12 protein-coding genes and 2 tRNA genes are annotated in these 18,049 nt (G+C 71.7%); 4 read left to right on the top strand and 10 right to left on the bottom strand.

Going from position 1 to position 18,049, the window contains the following annotated elements; translation table 11 throughout:
• Positions 1-9: 9 nt before the first annotated feature.
• The 4 genes from M3T53_RS06915 to M3T53_RS06900 all read right to left on the bottom strand — a co-directional run bounded on the left by M3T53_RS06915 (position 10) and on the right by M3T53_RS06900 (position 5,454).
• A complete protein-coding gene (locus tag M3T53_RS06915; protein WP_272433774.1) occupies positions 10-1,695 on the bottom strand; it encodes an alpha/beta fold hydrolase in 1,686 nt (561 codons plus the stop codon).
• Positions 1,696-1,856: 161 nt separating this feature from the next.
• The gene (locus tag M3T53_RS06910; protein ID WP_272433773.1) at positions 1,857-2,609 is read right to left on the bottom strand and encodes a GntR family transcriptional regulator; all 753 of its coding nucleotides are present in this window, start codon (positions 2,607-2,609) and stop codon (positions 1,857-1,859) included.
• Between the two features lie 366 nt (positions 2,610-2,975).
• On the bottom strand, positions 2,976-4,025 hold the full coding sequence (locus M3T53_RS06905; RefSeq protein ID WP_272433772.1) for an aspartate-semialdehyde dehydrogenase: 1,050 nt from the start codon (positions 4,023-4,025) through the stop codon (positions 2,976-2,978).
• A 112-nt stretch (positions 4,026-4,137) separates the two neighbouring features.
• Positions 4,138-5,454, bottom strand: coding sequence for an aspartate kinase (locus M3T53_RS06900; RefSeq protein ID WP_272433771.1), 1,317 nt, complete (start codon positions 5,452-5,454; stop codon positions 4,138-4,140).
• A gap of 190 nt (positions 5,455-5,644) precedes the next feature.
• Here M3T53_RS06900 and M3T53_RS06895 point away from each other — a divergent pair, with 190 nt between their 5' ends.
• The 4 genes from M3T53_RS06895 to M3T53_RS06880 all read left to right on the top strand — a co-directional run bounded on the left by M3T53_RS06895 (position 5,645) and on the right by M3T53_RS06880 (position 10,393).
• Positions 5,645-7,342 (top strand): phosphoenolpyruvate--protein phosphotransferase, encoded by a 1,698-nt coding sequence (locus M3T53_RS06895; protein ID WP_272433770.1) that lies wholly within the window; start codon positions 5,645-5,647, stop codon positions 7,340-7,342.
• A 228-nt stretch (positions 7,343-7,570) separates the two neighbouring features.
• Positions 7,571-8,551: an ABC transporter substrate-binding protein gene (locus M3T53_RS06890; protein WP_272433769.1), complete on the top strand. Its 981-nt coding sequence runs from the start codon at positions 7,571-7,573 to the stop codon at positions 8,549-8,551.
• Between the two features lie 94 nt (positions 8,552-8,645).
• Entirely contained in the window at positions 8,646-9,593 is a 948-nt protein-coding gene (locus M3T53_RS06885) for an ABC transporter permease (RefSeq protein ID WP_272433768.1), read from the top strand.
• Complete coding sequence (locus M3T53_RS06880) at positions 9,593-10,393, top strand: ABC transporter ATP-binding protein (RefSeq protein ID WP_272433767.1); 801 nt, start codon at positions 9,593-9,595, stop codon at positions 10,391-10,393. The genes M3T53_RS06885 and M3T53_RS06880 overlap by 1 nt, the downstream gene beginning before the upstream one ends.
• A 211-nt stretch (positions 10,394-10,604) precedes the next feature.
• Here M3T53_RS06880 and M3T53_RS06875 read toward each other — a convergent pair whose 3' ends face one another.
• From M3T53_RS06875 to M3T53_RS06850, 6 genes are all read right to left on the bottom strand, one after another.
• Positions 10,605-12,287 (bottom strand): sensor histidine kinase, encoded by a 1,683-nt coding sequence (locus tag M3T53_RS06875; RefSeq protein WP_272433766.1) that lies wholly within the window; start codon positions 12,285-12,287, stop codon positions 10,605-10,607.
• Positions 12,284-13,006 carry a response regulator transcription factor gene (locus M3T53_RS06870; protein ID WP_272433765.1) on the bottom strand — a complete coding sequence of 241 codons (723 nt, stop codon included), beginning with the start codon at positions 13,004-13,006 and terminating at the stop codon, positions 12,284-12,286. Before M3T53_RS06870 ends, M3T53_RS06875 begins: the two co-directional genes overlap by 4 nt.
• Positions 13,007-13,221: 215 nt before the next feature.
• A complete protein-coding gene (gene recR, locus M3T53_RS06865; protein ID WP_272433764.1) occupies positions 13,222-13,815 on the bottom strand; it encodes a recombination mediator RecR in 594 nt (197 codons plus the stop codon).
• 3 nt (positions 13,816-13,818) lie between these two features.
• Entirely contained in the window at positions 13,819-17,025 is a 3,207-nt protein-coding gene (locus tag M3T53_RS06860; protein ID WP_272433763.1) for a DNA polymerase III subunit gamma and tau, read from the bottom strand.
• A 499-nt stretch (positions 17,026-17,524) separates the two neighbouring features.
• Positions 17,525-17,614, bottom strand: a tRNA-Ser gene (locus M3T53_RS06855).
• A 284-nt stretch (positions 17,615-17,898) separates the two neighbouring features.
• Positions 17,899-17,985 (bottom strand) — tRNA-Ser (locus tag M3T53_RS06850).
• Positions 17,986-18,049 lie beyond the last annotated feature (64 nt).

The raw sequence follows: 18,049 nt of genomic DNA, 5'->3' as shown, positions 1-18,049 counted from the left end.
AATGGGCGCTCAGTGACCGGTATCCGTCGCTGCGATGAATTCGCGGATGATCCGCTGGACCCGGCCCCACGTCGTTGTTCCGGGCACCGACAGCGCGCCGTGGAACGTCCCGGCGAGCATGTGGAGTTCGGTTGGCACTCCCGCGTCGACGAGTTCGCCGGCCAGTCGTATGCCCTCGTCCCGCAGGGGGTCGACGGGGTTGACGACGACCAGCGTCGGCGGCATCAGGGCGGCGACGTCCCGTGAGGGGACGTACGGGAGGCGGTCCGGGGCGGCGCCGATGTAGTGCCTCCAGGCGCCTTCCGATGCCGCGCGGGTCCATATCGGGCCGTCGGCGTAGGTGTCGAACGACCCCGTCGACATCTGCGGTTCCAGGCAGGGCTCGAGCAGGATCAGTCCGGCGATCGGCACGGGGCTGCCATGCCGGATGTTCCATTCGGCGACGTGCCGGGCGAGTCCGGCTCCGGCCGAGTCGCCGTAGACGTACAGGGGTTTTCCGCGCGTCCGTCGGGAGAGTTCCACGAGAGCCGCGTGGCAGTCGTCGACGGCGGCCGGGTAGGGGTGCTCCGGGGCGAGCCTGTAGTCGGGGGAGGCGACGACCGCCCCGTTGAAGACGTCGATGAGCTCCGCGTTGCGCTGGTCGTCGTATCGCGCTCGTCCCGCGACGTACCCGCCGCCGTGGATGGACAGGACGGCGGCTCGGTCGTCGTCCCCGCGACGCAGGATCCTCAGTTCGACGGGCTCGCCGTCGTCCCCGACGGATGCGATGTCGACGGATACTCCGGACGGCGCGCGGACCGCGGATAGAAGCCTCTCCCCCTCCTCGCGCATGCCGGCGACATCATCCGTGTCCTGTTCGGGCGTCGCCTCGATGACGGGGAGGAGTTCTTCGGCGATCCAGGGGCGGGGGGCGGGCGCTTCTCCCGCCAGGCATTCGTCGAGGAACGCGTCGACCGCTCGGTAGAAGGCCTCGGGCTGGTCTCGTCGGACGACGTGACTGGCGTTCGCGATGACAGCGGATTGGATGCGGGGGTTCCCGAGGCCCTCGACCTCGACCAGGCCGTCGGGGCCGAAGAGCACGTCCTCGCCGTCGCCGGTGAGCAGCAGGGTCGGGACCTCGATCCGCTCGAGGAGATGACGCCCTCGCATTCCGACGACCCCGGTGGCGACGAAGTCGCGGTCCACTTGGGTCTTCCCCTGGGCCCAGGCCCCGTACTCCGACGCGGGCCAGTTCCGGTAGACCCGCATGAGTTCGACGATGGCGTCGCCGACGTGAGAGGTCACGAGGTCCTGCCTGGTGACCAGCGCGGAGGCTTCGCGCCTGTAGAGATCGGCCTGCTCGCCAGTCAGCAGAGCGGGGTCCTCGAGGATCAGGCATTCGACGAGGTCCGGGTAGTCGCAGGCGATCCTCGTGGCGATCGCCCCTCCGAGGGAATGGCCGATGAGGACGACTTTGCGCTTCTTCGCCGTTCGCGCGGCGTCGACGACGACCTGGGCGATCGCTCGCGCGCAGGCGTCGAAGGGGGCGTCGAGTTCCTCTCGGGTGAATCGGCGCGAGAGCCCGTGGCCGAGGGTGTCGACGAGGTGCACCCGCCATTGCGGGTTCCAGTGCCGGGCGAGGTCGGAGAGCGACGCGGCGTTGTCGGTGACGCCGTGCAAGGCGACGATGGCGCCGCGTTCGTCGGTTCCGCTCACTGAATATGCGATGTCGTGCCGAGTCATTGCGCGTCCTTGCCGTTCCACTCATTCACACATCACCCTAGGGCGATCAGTATCACCCTAGGTAGCTTTCGCGCTGATGTCAACGTCGCCCCCAGCACCCCCCACGAGGAGGGCATCGTCATGACAGCGAGCGATCACCCCCTGAACGAGACCCTGCTCCCGTCGAAGAGCACCGCTCCCCTGGCCACCAGGAGCCGTTGCGAATCACGTATGGAGGTCTCCACGCGCAAGCAGGGGCTCCCCAGAGGAATGTCGAGGCTCTCGCAGAGCTCGGCCTCAGCCGTGACGGCTTCCACCACGCGCTCGCACGACGCAGACCCGCCGCCCGACGACCTGTAGGACTCGACCAGCGCCTGCTCCACCGATCCCGACGACAGATCCCCACTGGCGACTCCCGGGAATCGGGAAGCATCGGCGCAGAAGGTCTCCACCCCCACGGGAATCCGGGCCCCGACGGCGTCCGTACCGGCATCGACGCTCGACGACGCCCAATGAGTCCGCACGATCCTCAGGACGAGGGAGTCCCCTCCCAACCCGAACAGCTCCCTCTCCTCCTGCTGAGCGGCGGCAATCGTCATCGAGACCAACCGGGGGGCCACTGCCGGGACGACGACCAGGCGCGCGCCTTGCAGAAGGCAGTCGCACGCTCCGGCCCCCTCGCCGTCCGCCGACTCGCGCGCGCCCGGGTGAGCCACATAGGTCCCACTGCCGGGCCTGGCCACGGTCAGTCCCTCGTCCCTCAAGAGCATGAGCGCCCGGCGAACGGTCATCGGCGCGACATTGAAAGAGGACGCCAACTGCGCCTCGCTCTCCAGACGATCGCCCGGGTTCATCCGGGAAATCCTCCCGACGAGGGCATCGTAGACCTCAGAGTATTTTGCCTTCATATCCACCACATCTTATGCAGCGGCGATCCGGCGCCCGGCCCGGCTCCTCCCTGGAGGACCCGATCCCGCAGATCCGCGAGCTCGACATGGACGACGCGCGGGCCCCGATCGCCGCCGGGGAGTCCGCGCGCCCCCTCCGCCTGGGATCAGACGCCAGAACGCGCGCGGCCTCACCCCCGTAGGGCCCTGATCCCCCGGTGCCCGAGGCGCCGATGACACACGAGGCCCCCCGCGGTCCTGATCCCCGACCATCCGCCGGGCGGACGGCGGATCAGGCGGGACCGCGCGCGTTCGCGCCCTCCAACCGTCGCCCGTGAGGGGACCGCGGCCGCGACCGATCGGGCGACGACCATCGGGCCGTGCCGCTCAGGCCAGGAGGCCCTCGGCCACGACCTCGGCGACCTGGATCGCATTGAGGGCCGCGCCCTTGCGCAGGTTGTCGCCCGACACGACGAGGACGAGCCCCCGCCCGCCGTCGACCGCCTGATCCTGGCGGATCCGCCCGACGAGGACCTCGTCGCGACCGGCGGCCTCCAACGGGGTCGGCACGTCGACGAGGCGCACGCCCGGCGCGCCGGAGAGCACCTCGCGGGCCCGCTCGGGGCTGATCGGGCCGGAGAACTCGGCGTGGACCGTCAGGGTGTGGCCGGTGAACACCGGGACGCGCACGCAGGTGCCCGACACCTTGAGCCCGGGGAGGTGGAGGATGCGGCGCGATTCGTTGCGCAGCTTCTGCTCCTCGTCGGTCTCGCCGGAACCGTCGTCGACGAGGGACCCGGCCAGGGGGACGACGTCGAAGGCGATGGGGGCGGCGTAGACCTCGGGGGCGGGCAGGACAACCGCCGTCCCGTCGAGGGCGAGCGCCGCGAGGTCCTGCGACGAGCCCGCGCGCGTCTGCCGCGACAGCTCCTCGACGCCCTTGAGGCCCGACCCCGACACGGCCTGGTAGCTCGACACGGTGAGCCTCTCGAGGCCTCCGGCCTCGTCGACGAGCGGCTTGAGGACCGGCATCGCGGCCATCGTCGTGCAGTTGGGGTTGGCGATGATGCCCTTGGGGCGGCGGGCGGCGTCCTCGGGGTTGACCTCGGAGACGACGAGGGGCACGTCCTCGTCCTTGCGCCACGCCGATGAGTTGTCGACGACGACGGCGCCCGCGGCCGCGAACTTCGGCGCGTACTCGAGCGAGGCTGCGGCCCCGGCGGAGAACACGGCGATGTCGATGCCCGACAGGTCGGCGGTGGCGACGTCCTCGACGACGATCCTCCCTCCCCGCCACTCCAGGCCCGTCCCGGCGCTGCGCGCCGACGAGAAGAACCGGATCGAGGCGACGGGGAATCCGCGCTCGTCGAGGAGGGCGCGCATGACGCGCCCGACCTGGCCGGTGGCGCCGACGACGGCGACGTTGAGTCCGCTCATGGTGTGCTCCTTGCATGGGCGCATGGCCCTGGGTGGGTCGGTCCGGGGCGCGGGGCCGCGTCCCGGGCGGGCGCCGGTCCTCAGCCGGGACCGGGACGGTGGGGCGTCGGGCTCAGCGGCCGGTGCCCCCGTAGACGACGGCCTCGGTCTCGGTGGCGTCGAGTCCGAACGCGGTGTGGACGGCGGCGACGGCCCGGTCGAGGTCGTCGAGGCGGGTGACGACGGAGATGCGGATCTCCGACGTCGAGATCAGGTCGATGTTGATGCCCGCCTCGGACAGGGCGCCGAAGAGCTTGGCGGAGACGCCGGGGTTGGTGCGCATGCCCGCACCGATGAGGGAGAGCTTGCCGATGTTCGGGTTGTACCGCAGGTCTTGGAACTGGATCTCGTCGCGCGCGGCCTCCAGGGCGTCGAGGACGCGCTTGGCGTCGCCCTCGGGCAGGGTGAAGGTGATGTTGGCGCGCGTCGGGTCGGTGACGGGGATGTTCTGGACGATCATGTCGATGTTCGCGCCGACCTCGGCGCAGATCTCGAAGACGCGGGCGGCCTTGCCGGGCAGGTTCGGGATGTTCGTGACGGTGATCTTGTCCTGCGAGCGGTCGTGGGCGATGCCGGAGACGACGGGCTGTTCCATGGGTTCCTCCTGGGAGTCGGCGAGCGCCGCTGCGGGGACCATCCCCGTGAGCTCGGGGTTGGCGGGCGAGTCGGAGATCCACGTGCCGTTCTTCTCGGAGAAGGACGAGCGCACGTGGAGGGGGACGCCGTAGCGCCGGGCGAACTCGACGGCCCGCAGGTGGAGGATCTTCGCGCCGTGGGCGGCCAGTTCGAGGGTCTCCTCCTGGGTGAGTGTCCGCAGACGGTGAGCCTTGGGGACGATCCGAGGATCGGCGGAGAAGAGGCCGTCGACGTCGGTGTAGATCTCGCAGACGTCGGCGTGGAGGGCCGCGGCCAGGGCGACGGCGGTCGTGTCGGAGCCGCCGCGCCCCAGGGTGGTGACGTCCTCGTGCTCGGAGACCCCTTGGAATCCGGCGACGATGGCGACCTGGCCGTCGCGAACGGCGCGGGCGATGCGCTCGGGGACCATGCCGACGATCTGGGCGCGCCCGTAGTGGGAGTCGGTGCGGATGCCGGCCTGCGCGCCGGTGTAGGCCTGCGCGGGGACGCCCAGGGCGTTGACGGCCATGGACAGGAGCGCCATGGAGATGCGCTCGCCGGCGGACAAGAGGATGTCCATCTCCCGGTCGGGGGCGTGGGAGGTGATCTCGGCGGCGGTGTCGAGGAGGTCGTCGGTCGTGTCGCCCATGGCCGAGACGACGACGACGACCCGGTGGCCGGCCTCGTGGGTCTCGGCGACGCGCGCGGCGACGCGCTTCATCGCCTCGGCGTCGGCGACGGAGGAGCCGCCGTACTTCTGCACGATCAATGCCACGTTGTCTCATTTCTGCCCGGTCGCGCGGGCTCAGCCGCAGGATGGGGACAATCCTAGGGGCCCGGGGAGCACCGGGGCCCCTCGACCGGCATACGGGCATCGGTGACGGCCGACGCAGGGGTTTCGTCGGCGCGCGCCGCGTCCGTACAGTGGGGGCATCGGACGAGGTTCGCGCGGCGAGGAGGCCGACATGAGTTCAACGATCTACGGGACCCCGGTGGTCCAGGGCGTCTCCTACGCGCCGGCCGCATGGTTCCGGCGCCCCTGCCTCCCCTCCGAGTCGGCGCCCCCGCTGCCCCCTCATCTGCGCGAGGACGAGGTCTCCCGGTTCCTCGCGTGCGCGGGCTCGGTCTCCGACGGGTTCTTCGACAAGGCGTCGCGGGCGACGGGGGACGCGGCCGACGTCCTCATCGTGTCGGCGTCGCTGGCGACGGACCGGGCGTGGACGAAGGAGGTGTCGACGAGGATCCGCGCGGGGATCCCCGCGATCCAGGCGGTCATCGCCGCGACGGACCGCTTCGCGACGAGGTTCGAGACGGCCGGCGGGATCATGGCGGAGCGCACCGCGGATCTGCGGGACGTGCGCGACCGGGTGATCGCCCATCTCCAGGGGGTCCCCGAGCCCGGCATCCCGGATCTCGGCCGCCCGTTCATCCTCCTGGCCGACGACCTGTCCCCGGCCGACACGGCGGGCCTCGACCCGTCGTCGTGCCTGGGGATCGCGACGGAGTTGGGCGGGCCCACGTCCCACACGTCGATCATCTCCCGCCAGTTGGGGATCCCGTGCGTGGTGGCCGCCAGGCGCCTGGGCGAGATCGCCGACGGGGAGCCGGTCCTCTTCGACGCGACGGTCGGGACCCTGGAGACGGGGGTCGACGAGGCCGAGGCGGGGCGCCGGGTGGCCGCGGATCGTGAGCGCGCCGAGACGATCGCCCGGTGGCGAGGCCCGGCGCGCACCCTCGACGGCGTCCGGGTGCGCTTGGCGGCGAACATCCAGGATCCGGCGTCGTCGGCCGCGGCCGCCGCGGCGGGAGTGGCCGAGGGGGTGGGGCTGGCGCGCACGGAGTTGACGTTCCTGTCGGCCCAGGTCGAGCCGAGCGTCGACGAGCAGGTCGGTGTGTACTCGGCGATGCTCGACCCGTGGGACGGCCAGCGGGTGGTGATCCGCACGCTCGACGCGGGGTCGGACAAGCCGGTGCCGTACGCGACGCTGCGCGATGAGCCGAATCCGGCGCTGGGAGTGCGCGGGCTGCGCACGTCGGGCCCGTATCCGACGGTCCTGCATCATCAGCTCGACGCGCTGGCGATCGCGGCGGCGGCGCACCCGCAGGTGCAGACGTCGGTGATGGCGCCGATGGTGTCGACGCTGGCCGAGGCCGAGTGGTTCGCGTCCCTGGTCCGCGAGCGCAATGAGGAGCTGGGGTCGCGGATGCTCGCGGGGATCATGATCGAGGTGCCGTCGGCGGCGATCCTCATCGACCAGTTCGTCGAGTGCGTGGATTTCGTGTCGGTGGGGACGAATGATCTCGCGCAGTACACGATGGCGGTGGACCGCCAGTCGGCGGATCTGGCGGAGTACTCGGATCCGTGGCAGCCGGCCCCGTTGGCGCTGATGCGCCGGGTGCTGTCGGCGTGCGCGGCGGCGGGCACGCCGTGCGGGGTGTGCGGTGAGGCGGCGTCGGATCCGGTGCTCGCGTGCGTCCTCGTGGGCTGGGGGGCCTCGTCCCTGTCGATGCCGGTGGGGGCGATTCCCGCGGTGGGGGCGATGCTCGGCCGGGTGACGATGGACGAGTGCCGCTGCGCGGGCGAGGCGCTGATCGGCGCGCGGGACGCCGGCGAGGGCCGGTATCGGGCGAGGGCGGCGCTGGGCCTGGTCCCCGCTCCGTGACTCCGGCCGGGCGGCCGTTCCCCCGCAGGAGGCGATGACCCGAATGCGACCGGGACGAATCGAGTCGGATCGTAACGACTATCTCATATTCCGGAAGAATCACGCCCTGAGCCTGCTCACCTGGCGGTCATGTTCGTCTCGACGATCGGAAGGCCGTTAGCGTCTCAGGCACTACCCGCGCCGCCTGGCGGCGCGCCCCACCGCCCCCCCCGACCAGAAGGCCCTCCCATGACCCGCTCGATCCTCGCCGTCGCGGGCGCCGCCGCGCTCGTCCTCGCCGGATGCTCCGCCGGATCCGGCGACCCCGCCCCATCGACCGCCGGCGAACGGACGTACACGATCGGCATCTCCCAGATCGTCACCCATTCCTCCCTCGACGCCGCCCGGGAAGGATTCAAGGCCGCGTTCTCCGACGCCGGCCTGGCCGTCGAATTCGACGAGCAGAACGCGCAGGGCGACCAGGCGACCGCCACCTCCATCGCGTCGAAGTTCGCCGGCGAAGGCCACGACCTCGTCCTGACGATCGGGACCCCCGCCGCCCAGGCCGCCGCCCAGACGATCGTCAACGCCCCCATCCTCTTCACCGCCGTCACCGACCCCGTCGCCGCCCAACTCGTCGACTCCCTCGACAACCCCGGCTCGAACGTCACCGGCACCACCGACATGAACCCGGTCGCCGACCAGATCGGCCTCATCCCCAGGATCGCCCCCCAGGCGACCACCGTCGGCATCATCTACTCCTCCGGCGAGGTCAACTCCGAGATCCAAGTCTCCCTGGCCCGCCAGGCCGCCGAGAAAGCCGGCCTGACCGTCGTCGAGAAGACCGTGACGAACTCCGCCGAGGTCCAACAGGCCGCCCAGGCCCTCGCCTCCGCGACCGACGCGATCTACGTGCCCACCGACAACACCGTCGTCTCCGCCCTCGCCTCCGTCGTCCAGGCCGCCGAGGACGCGAAGATCCCGCTCATCGCCGGCGAGGCCGACTCGGTCGCCAACGGGGCGCTGGCGACCTACGGCATCGACTACGAACAGCTCGGCTACCAGACCGGCCAGATGGCGATCAGGATCCTCACCGAGGGCGACGACCCGGCCCTGACCCCCGTCGAGAGCCAGGACGAGTACGCCCTGACCATCAACTCGACGACGGCCGCCGCCATCGGGCTGACCATCCCCGAGGACCTGGCCGCCGAGGCCGTCCTCGTCGACTGACCGCCCGACCCCGCCGCCGACACCCCGCGCCCAGCGGCGCCGTCGACGGCCCCGCCCCTCTGCCCGCACCCGATCCCCACCCGGAGGACGCCCCGTGCTCACTGCTCTCGACCTCGGCCTCATCTACGGCCTGATGGCGCTCGGCGTATACCTGACGTTCCGGGTCCTCGACATCGCCGACCTGACGGTCGACTCGTCGTTCACCACCGGGGCCGCCGTCGCCGCGGTGATGATCACCGCCGGACGGGACCCGCTCCTGGCGACCCTGTGCGGATTCCTCGCCGGCGCGATCGCCGGGACCGTCACCGGGCTCCTCCACGTCGCCGCCGGCATCCACCCGCTCCTGGCCGGCATCCTCACCCAGATCGGCCTCTACTCGATCAACCTGCGGATCCTCGGCAAGGCCAACGTCCCCCTGCTGCGCGGCGTCGACACCGTCCTCACCCCCCTGCGCGACGCCGGCCTCGTCGGCACCTGGGCGTCCATCGGCGCCTTCGCCGTCCTCCTGGCGCTCGTCACCACCTGCTTCAACTGGTTCCTGTCGACCCAGATCGGCCTGGGGATGCGCGCCACCGGCGACAACGAGGGGATGGCTCGGGCGCAGGGGGTGGCGACCGGGACGATGAAGATCGGCGGACTGGCCCTGTCCAACGGGCTCGTCGCCGCCTCCGGCGCCCTCATCGCCCAATACCAGGGGTACGCGGACATCTCCATGGGCATCGGCCTGATCGTCGCGGGACTGGCCTCGGTCATCATCGGCACCGCCCTCATCGGGTCGCGAGGCGTGTGGGTCACCTCCCTGTTCGTCGTCCTCGGCTCGATCATCTACCGGGCGATCATCCAACTCGCCCTCAGCGTCGACGTCCTCGACGTCAACGACATGAAGCTCATCTCCGCGATCATCGTGTTCCTCGCCCTCATGCTCCCGCGCCTGTCCTTCTTCGCCCGGGTCCGCGAACGCCGACGCGCCCGCACCCTGCCCCCCGAGCCGGACATCACCCACTCGGCCGAGGAGCGCGACAACGACAAGGTGGTGCTGTGATGCTCGACATCGAAGCGGTGACCAAGACCTTCTTCCGCGGAACCGTCAACGAGCGCGTCGCCCTGTCCGACGTGTCCCTCCACCTCGACGAGGGGGACTTCGTCACCGTCATCGGATCGAACGGCGCGGGCAAGTCGACGCTGCTCAACATCGTGTCCGGCCGCTACCAGGCCGACATCGGGCGGATCACCATCGGCGGCCGCGACACGACGCGGATGCCGGACTGGCGCACGGCGCGCCTCGTCTCCCGCGTGTTCCAGGACCCGATGGCCGGCACCGCCCCCCACCTGACCATCGAGGAGAACCTCTCCCTCGCCTACTCGCGGGGCCGGGCCCGGGGCTTCGGGCCGGCGCTGACCCGGCGCAGGCGCAAGCTCTTGCGCGAAGTCCTCGCACCCCTCGAACAGGGGCTGGAGGACCGGCTGACGACGAAGGCGGGGCTCCTGTCGGGCGGCCAGCGCCAGGCGCTGTCCCTGACGATGGCGACCTTCTCGAATCCGAGGGTCCTCCTCCTCGACGAGCACACGGCGGCCCTCGACCCGGCGCGCGCCGCCCTCATCGCGAGGCTCACCGACGAGGCGGTCGCCCGTCAGGGCCTGACGACCCTCATGGTCACGCACAACATGGAGCAGGCCCTGTCGATGGGCAACCGGCTCATCATGATGCACGAGGGCCGGATCGTCTTCGAGCTGTCCGGCAGGGCCAAGGAGGAGGCAACCATCGAGTCCCTCCTCGCCGAGTTCGAGCATCTGCGCGGCGGGGTGGGCCCGGGGATGTCCGACCGGACGCTCCTGGCCTGACCATCCCGGCGAGCCGCTCGACCCCTCAGCCGCACAGCGCGCAGGACCCGCTCGCCCTCGGCTCGTCCTCGCCACTGCGATCCGGTCAACGACGCGCTCGCCGCCCCCGCGGGCGCGAGCCTTCCGGCCGGAGGGCCTGCGCGCCAACACCCCACTCCGCGACGGCATTCGGGGGCTCGCCCCCGCCCCCGATCCGGGGCCTCCCGACCCCTCATTCCCCGCCGGGGCCGCCCCTCTCGCCTTCCGCACCGGCACGACCGCCCGGGGCCTCCCCGTCGACCAGGCGCGGCAGACGGACCTCGAAGACCGTCCCGGCCCCGGAGGTCTCCAGGTCGACGCGCCCGCCCAGCGCCTGGGCGATCGACGAGACGATCGACAGCCCCAGGCCCGACGACCCGGTCCCCGCGCGCGTCCTCGACGCGTCCCCGCGCACGAACCTGTCGAAGACCGTGCCCCGCAGCTCCTCGGGGATCCCCGGCCCCCGGTCGGCGACCCGGATGACGACCGCTCCGCCGGCGGCCGCCCCACCGCTCCCCCGCTCCCCGGTCGACGACGGTCCGCCATCGGCCTCAACCCGCGGCTCCGAGCGCACCGACACGTCGACGCGCGTGCCCGCGGGGGTGTGCACCCGCGCGTTCGTCAGGAGGTTGGCGAGGACCTGTCGGATCGCCGCCTCGTCGCCGCGCACGACGCACGGCTCCGCCCCGTCCTCGTCCCCCTCGACATCGAGGACCCACTGGTGGTCGGGGCCGGCGGCGTGGGCGTCGGAGACCGCGTCGATGGCCAGGGGGACGACGTCGACGGGATCGGCCGCCAGCTCGCGCCCGGCGTCGAGGCGGGCCAGGAGCAGGAGGTCCTCGACGAGGTCGGACATGCGGGCCGACTCGGAGGCGATCCTGTCGAGGGCGGTCTCGGGCTCGATGGAGTCGCGCTGGAGGAGCTGGGTGTACCCCTGGATCGAGGCGAGCGGGGTGCGCAGCTCGTGGGAGGCGTCGGCGACGAACTGGCGCAGGGTCCGCTCGGACTCGTCGCGGGCCCGCAGCGCCCCTTCGACGTTGGCGATCATCGCGTTGAGCGCCTGCCCGACGTCGCCGACCTCCGTTCCTGGGCGGGCGACGTCCGCGGGCACCCGGCCGAAGGGTTCGACGCCCTGGGAGGACAGGTCCTCGGCGCCGATGCGCCTGGCCGTGGCGGCGACCGCCCCCAGGGGCGCCATTTCGCGGACGACCCATCGCCTGCCGACGAGGGCGGCGCCGACGATGATGACGAGGGCGAGGCCCGATTCGAGGGCCATGAGGGTGATCGTCGTCGATTCGATGCGCTGGGTGGACTGGCCGACGACGACGCGGGTGCCGTCGTGCCCGGTGGCGGCGATGACCCGGAATCGGCCGAAGGGGCCGAGGTCCACCGTGCGGGGCCGGGAGTCGAGGGGGAGGGATTCGAGGACGCGGACGCCCGGGGCGGGCATGTCGACGACCGTGTGATCGCGGATGACGCCGGCGACGGGTTCGCCGTCGCGGACGACGAGTCGCAGGGAGCCGTCGCCCGAGCCGGGCCCGTCGAAGTCACCGGGGAACCCTCCGCGGGCGACCCGCTCGGACGGGTGCTCCCGGGGTCGGGGGGCGTCGGCCGCCTCCCCGTCCTCCGCGTCGACCCCGTCGAGGGCGTCGAGGGCGTCGTCCGGGTCCCGGTCCTCGCCCGCGGGGCCGGCGGCCCGAGCGAGGTCGTCGACGAGCTGGCGATCGGTCTGGACCGTCATCCACGTGCGCAGGGAGAAGCCGGAGGCCCCGACCATGACGACGAGGGCGGCGAGCACGACGACGGCGAGGAATACGCTGATGCGCGTCGACAGGGGGCGGCGCCGGGCGGAGGGGGCGCGCCGGGGGAGCCTCACCGGGCGTCCCCTGGGCGCAGGATGTATCCGGCGCCGCGCACGGTATGGATCATCGGCGTGCGCCCGGCCTCGATCTTCTTGCGCAGGTAGGAGATGTACAGCTCGACGACGTTCGCCTGCCCGCCGAAATCGTAGGACCACACGCGGTCGAGGATCTGCGACTTGGACAGGACGACGTTGGGGTTCTCCATGAGGTAGCGCAGGACCTCGAACTCGGTGTTCGTCAGGGCGATCGGGTCGCCCCCGCGGCTGACGTCGTGGGAGTCCTCGTCGAGGAGGAGGTCGCCGACGGTCAGGACGTGGGAGGCGGTGCTCGTCGCCATGCCGGAGCGGCGCAGGAGGGCGTCGATGCGGGCGGTGACCTCGTCGAGGTCGAAGGGCTTGGTGACGTAGTCGTCGGCCCCGGCCCGCAGGCCGCTGACGCGGTCGGCGACGGCGTCGCGCGCGGTGAGGAAGAGGACCGGCAGGTGGGGGTTGCGCTTGCGGAGCCGGTCGAGGGTCTCCATGCCGTCGAGGCCGGGCATTTGGATGTCGAGGACGACGACGTCGGGGTCGAAGTCGGGGATGGAGTCGATGGCCTCCCATCCGTTGGCGGCGGTGCGCGTGAGCCAGCCCTGGTGGCGCAGGGCGGCGGCGAGGACCGGCTCGTCGTCGACGACGAGGATCCGGGCGGGGGTGCCGTCGGCGCGGACGTGGGCGGATTCGAGTGGATCGTTCACATTGTCGATTGTTCCATGCGGCTCATGTGCCCGGACGGGGATCCTCCTGTGCGGTTCCTGTGGAGTCGTCTCCTGCGAGCGCAGCCAGGATCGCCGAGCGGGCGACGAAGGCGGCGGCGAGGAGGAGCACGACGGCGATCAATGAGGTCGACCGCATCGCGCGGGCGAAGGCGAGCCTGGCGCCTTCGGTCGTCCGCCGTGAACGCGGTCTCCCATCACATCGCGCGGCGGCCCTCCAGGGCGCGTCCAAGAGTCACCGAGTCCGCGTATTCGAGATCTCCGCCCATCGGCAGGCCCATCGCCAGGCGGGAGGTCGTCACGCCGATGGTGCCCAGGAGCCTCGCGAGGTAGGCGGCGGTGGCCTCCCCCTCGACGTTCGGGTTGGTCGCGAGGATGACCTCGGTGATCTGCCCGTCGCCCAGGCGGCTCATCAGCTGGCCGATCCGCAACTGGTCGGGGCCGATCCCGTGGATCGGGTCGATGACGCCGCCGAGGACGTGGTAGCGGCCGCGGAAGACGCGCGCGGCCTCGACGGCCTGGACGTCCTTGGGCTCTTGGACGACGCAGACGACCGAGGGGTCGCGGCGCGGGTCCTGGCAGATCGAGCAGGTCGCCTCCTCGGTGAGGTTGCCGCAGATCTCGCAGTGGCGGACCCGGTGGCGCACGGCGCTGATGGCGTCGACGAGGCGGGAGACGTCCTCGGGCTCGGAATCGAGGACGTGCATCGCCATGCGCTGAGCGGACTTCGGGCCGATCCCCGGCAGCCGGCCGAATTCGTCGATGAGATCCTGAAGGGCTCCCTCGTACACGGGTCAGCGCCCTCCTTCGTCGTAGGTCTCGGCGATGACCTTCCCGCCGAGGATGTCGAGGACCGCGGGCAGGCCGAAGAGGGAGGAGGTCTCCAGGTCCTCGTCGTCGATGCTCGCGGTGTCGTCCTCGATGGGCGTGGGCTTGACGGGCTCCTCGTGGGACTGCTGCTCGCGCATCTGCCGCATGGCGGCGAGGCGACCGGACGAGCGGATCGGCGAGACGGAAGCCAGGGGCTCGGGGACCGCCGGCGCGAACGAGGGGGAGTCGTCGAAGGAGACGGCGCCCTGGCCCCCGGGGATGGCGACGGCCTCGGACCAGCCGGACATCGGGGCTCCCGCCGCAGCGTCGGCTCCCGCATGGGCGCCGGACGCGGGATCGGGGCGGTGCTCCGCGCCGGCTCGGGGGCCCCGGCCCGGTTCCACCGGGGGGAGGTCGTCGGGGGGCGAGGGCCGGGCCCCCTCATCCATCGGCCCCTCGTCGTCGAAGGAGGGGGCGATGAAGCGGGGCTCGCCAGAGCCGGGGGCCGTGTCGAGCGCAGGGGTCCCGACGGGGTCGGGCGATCCATCGGGACGACCATCCCCCTCGTCCGGGAATCCGGATGTCTGCGCGTCGGTCCCTGGAGCCGGGGATACCGGCACGGGGAGCGCGCCCGCAGGGGGGAGGACCGGCTCGTCCTCCGGATACGTGAAGACGCCGACGGCGCGTCGGCCCGGGGCTCGGCCCTTCACCGCCCCATCCGCATCCTGGGGCTGGGGCTGGGGCTGGGGCTGGGGCTGGGGCTGGGGCTGGGGCGACGATACCGGAGCGGTCTCCTCTCGCTCCTGCCCGGCGACGGGATGCCCGTCGGGGTGGAACGGGACTGTCGGCACGGAGGGGGATTCGTCGCCGCGGGAACCGGATGACGCGTGGTCCTGCTCGACGGCCCGTGAGCCGACGGCACCGGGGAAGGCGCCAGAGCCCGTAGTGGCGCGCGCGACAGGGGACCGACCGGGAGCCTCATCGTCGCGCCCTCCGACCGGCAGCGGACTCCTCTCGGCGGCCCGTGAATCGGCCGGGGCGACGGAAGCTCCGGAGTCGGCCGCGACCTCACCCGACACCGCCGGACCGGCGGATGCGACGGCTGCGGATGCGCTCGCCTCCCCCCGGCCGTTCGCCGGTTCGGCGTCGGCCGGCACGGCAACCGCCGGCCATCCGTCGTCCTCCGACTCGTCACCGTCAAAAGGGGGCGGCTCCGAGACCCACTGGTCGGGCGCGGATGCGGCGGCCGAGGGCGCGGTGACCGCGGTTCCCCCGCCGGATTGACCGACCTGGGCGGAGACCTCGACGGCGAGGCCCGTCGTCTCGACGATGGCCCGTGCGAGGGTCTGGGCGTGAGAGCCCCGAGAGAAGTTCGCGACCATGACGTCGGAGGGGAAGAGGAGGACGACGCGAGCGCCGTCGACGGCTCCGAGCTGGGCGTTGTCCTTGACGAGGCTCCACGTCACGCGACTCATCGACGCGACCCGCTCGACGACCTCGCCCCATCGGCCTCGGAGCATATCCGCATCGCGCCCCGACGGCTCCTCCCCCTGGGGGCGGGCAGGGTCCGAACCCCCGGCTCGCCCGCCGGAGGGCCCTTGGGACGGCGTGTCGTCCTGCGCCCGGTCCTGCGGGGCGACGACGGGACGCGCCGGGCGATCGGCGTCGACCATCGGCGCAGGAGGCGCCTGGTCGGCACCCGACGATCCCTCGGAGAAGACCGGCGCCCCCCGGCCGGGGGCGGCTGCCTCGGGCCATCCGCTCGAGGCCGGTCGCTGGTGAGGCTGTTCCGGTTGACGATCGAAGGGGCGCTCCGACGAGGCTCGTCCGGCACCACCGGCCGGATGAGGGGCGGAAGAAGAAGAGGACGTCCCGGCCGGCGTCGCACCGGGCGAGGGCTCGGATGCCTGAGCGCGTGCCTGCGCCTCGCGCTCGCGCCGGGCCCGTTCGACGGCTTCTCGGGCCTCCTTCGCGCCGAAGCCGGCTGGCGCGGGGGCCGGGGCCTCGACGGGGGCGCCGCCGCCGGTGAGCCCGACCATGCCGGGCACAGGGGCGTCGTCCGTGGCGGAGGAGGCGGCGAGGGTCGAGGCGCCGGAGGGCACGAGGATGCGCCCGATGAGGAGTTCGAGCTGGAGGCGCGGAGAGGTGGCGCCCGTCATCGACCGCAGGGTCTCGTCCGTCAGATCGGCGGCCCTCGACAGGCCGCGCGGCCCCCAGTTGCGGGCCTGGACCTGCATCCGCTCGAACTGATCGGCGGGGATGCCCGCGAGAACGTCCGAGGCGCCGTCGCCTGCGACCGAGATGATCAGCAGGTCCCGCAGCCGCTGGAGGAGGTCCTCGACGAAACGACGCGGATCATGGCCGGATTCGACCATTCTCTCGACGACGCGGAACGCCGCGGCCCCGTCGCCCCCGGCCAGGGCGTCGACGCTCTCGTCGAGGAGCGCGGTATCCGTGTAGCCCAGGAGGGCGACCGCCGTCCGATAGGTGACCCGTCCGTCGATGGCCCCGGCCATCAACTGGTCGAGGACGGAGAGGGTGTCGCGGACAGAGCCGCCGCCTGCTCGCATGACGAGGCCGAGGACGCCGTCGCCGACCTCGATCGCCTCCTCCTGGCACAGCGTCGACAGGTAGGGGGCGAGGACGTCGGGCGGGACCAGGCGGAACGGGTAGTGGTGGGTCCGCGAGCGGATCGTCCCGATGACGCGGTCGGGCTCAGTTGTCGCGAAGACGAACTTGACGTGCTCAGGCGGCTCCTCGACCAGTTTGAGGAGGGCGTTGAACCCTTGGTTCGACACCATGTGAGCCTCATCGATGATGAAGATCTTGTACCGATCGCGCACGGGGGCGAAGGCGGCGCGCTCGCGCAGGTCGCGGGCGTCGTCGACGCCGCCGTGGGAAGCCGCGTCGATCTCGACGACGTCGAGGGATCCGGGTCCGCCGGTCGCGAGCTCCCGACAGGACTCGCACTGGCCGCAGGGAGTGTCAGTGGGGCCCTGGGCGCAGTTCAGGCAGCGCGCGAGGATGCGCGCGGAGGTGGTCTTCCCGCATCCGCGGGGGCCGGAGAACAGGTAGGCGTGGGTGACCCGGTTGGAGCGCAGGGCCGCGCGCAGCGGGGCGGTGACGTGATCCTGCCCGATCACCTGGTCGAAGGCGTCGGGACGGTACCTGCGGTAGAGAGCTGTGGCCACGCCCCAACCCTAGTGGGTGGGGCCCTCATCTGGAGACCCGGCCCCGTCGCATGTACGCGCACGTGTATGACGACCACGCGATGCCAACGCCGACGCCGGCGCGCCCGGGGGCGGCGCTCAGGCAGTAGCCGTTCGCGCGACACCCTGGTGACCGACGCCGGCGCGCCCGGGAGTCTCGCTCCGCGACGAGCCATCGGACGGCGCCCCCTCGTCGACGAGAGCCCACGCTTTCCCCCGAAAACGAACATTTCCCACCTGATCGAGTAGGAAATGTTCGTTTTCGGGGGAAATGGGAAATGGGAGAGCTGGGGAGCAGGAGCTGGGTACAGGCGAGACGATGACGCCGACCGCCGCGCGCACAAGCCTGAACGATGACGCCGACCGCCGCGCGCACAAGCCGGAAACCGCCCGAAAAGCCCGCGACATGACTGGACAAGACGTTCGCTCCGGCCATACAAGCAACAGGTCCCGGGACCTCAACGATCCCGGGACCTCATCGCGGAGACGGCGGGATTTGAACCCGCGAGGGGCTATGCACCCCTACCTCCTTAGCAGGGAGGCGCACTCGACCGGACTATGCGACGTCTCCAGTGCCGACAACAATAGGCGACTTCGCGCGCCCCGGCCAAACGCCGGGCGCACGCGCCGCAGAATCGGCTCGTAAGAGGAGGTTTGAGCTCTTCCGGCTATCCCGGGCGAGGACCCGGATCACCCATACGCATTCGCAATGCGCATCGCGCGGACACCCGATTCGGCCGCAGCCCGCACAGGGATTCGCACCTTTTCCGACCATGGTCCGACCACGCGGAAAAGAGCTCTTCCCTCGCAGAATCAACAAATAACCCCTCGGGATAAAACATCCCGAGGGGATCGCGGAGGGCGAGGGATTCGAACCCCCGGTGCCATCGCTGACACAGCGGTTTTCAAGACCGCCACCTTCGGCCACTCGGTCAGCCCTCCAGCAGCGCCAATCGTACCCGAAAGGCGACGCCCCTCTCCCCGACGACCGGGCCCGACTGCCCCG

This window comes from Actinomyces sp. B33, assembly GCF_028437565.1.
Lineage (GTDB): Bacteria > Actinomycetota > Actinomycetes > Actinomycetales > Actinomycetaceae > Pauljensenia.
The sequence above is the reverse complement of the archived record's forward strand: the minus strand, read 5'-3'. Positions and strand labels throughout refer to the sequence as shown.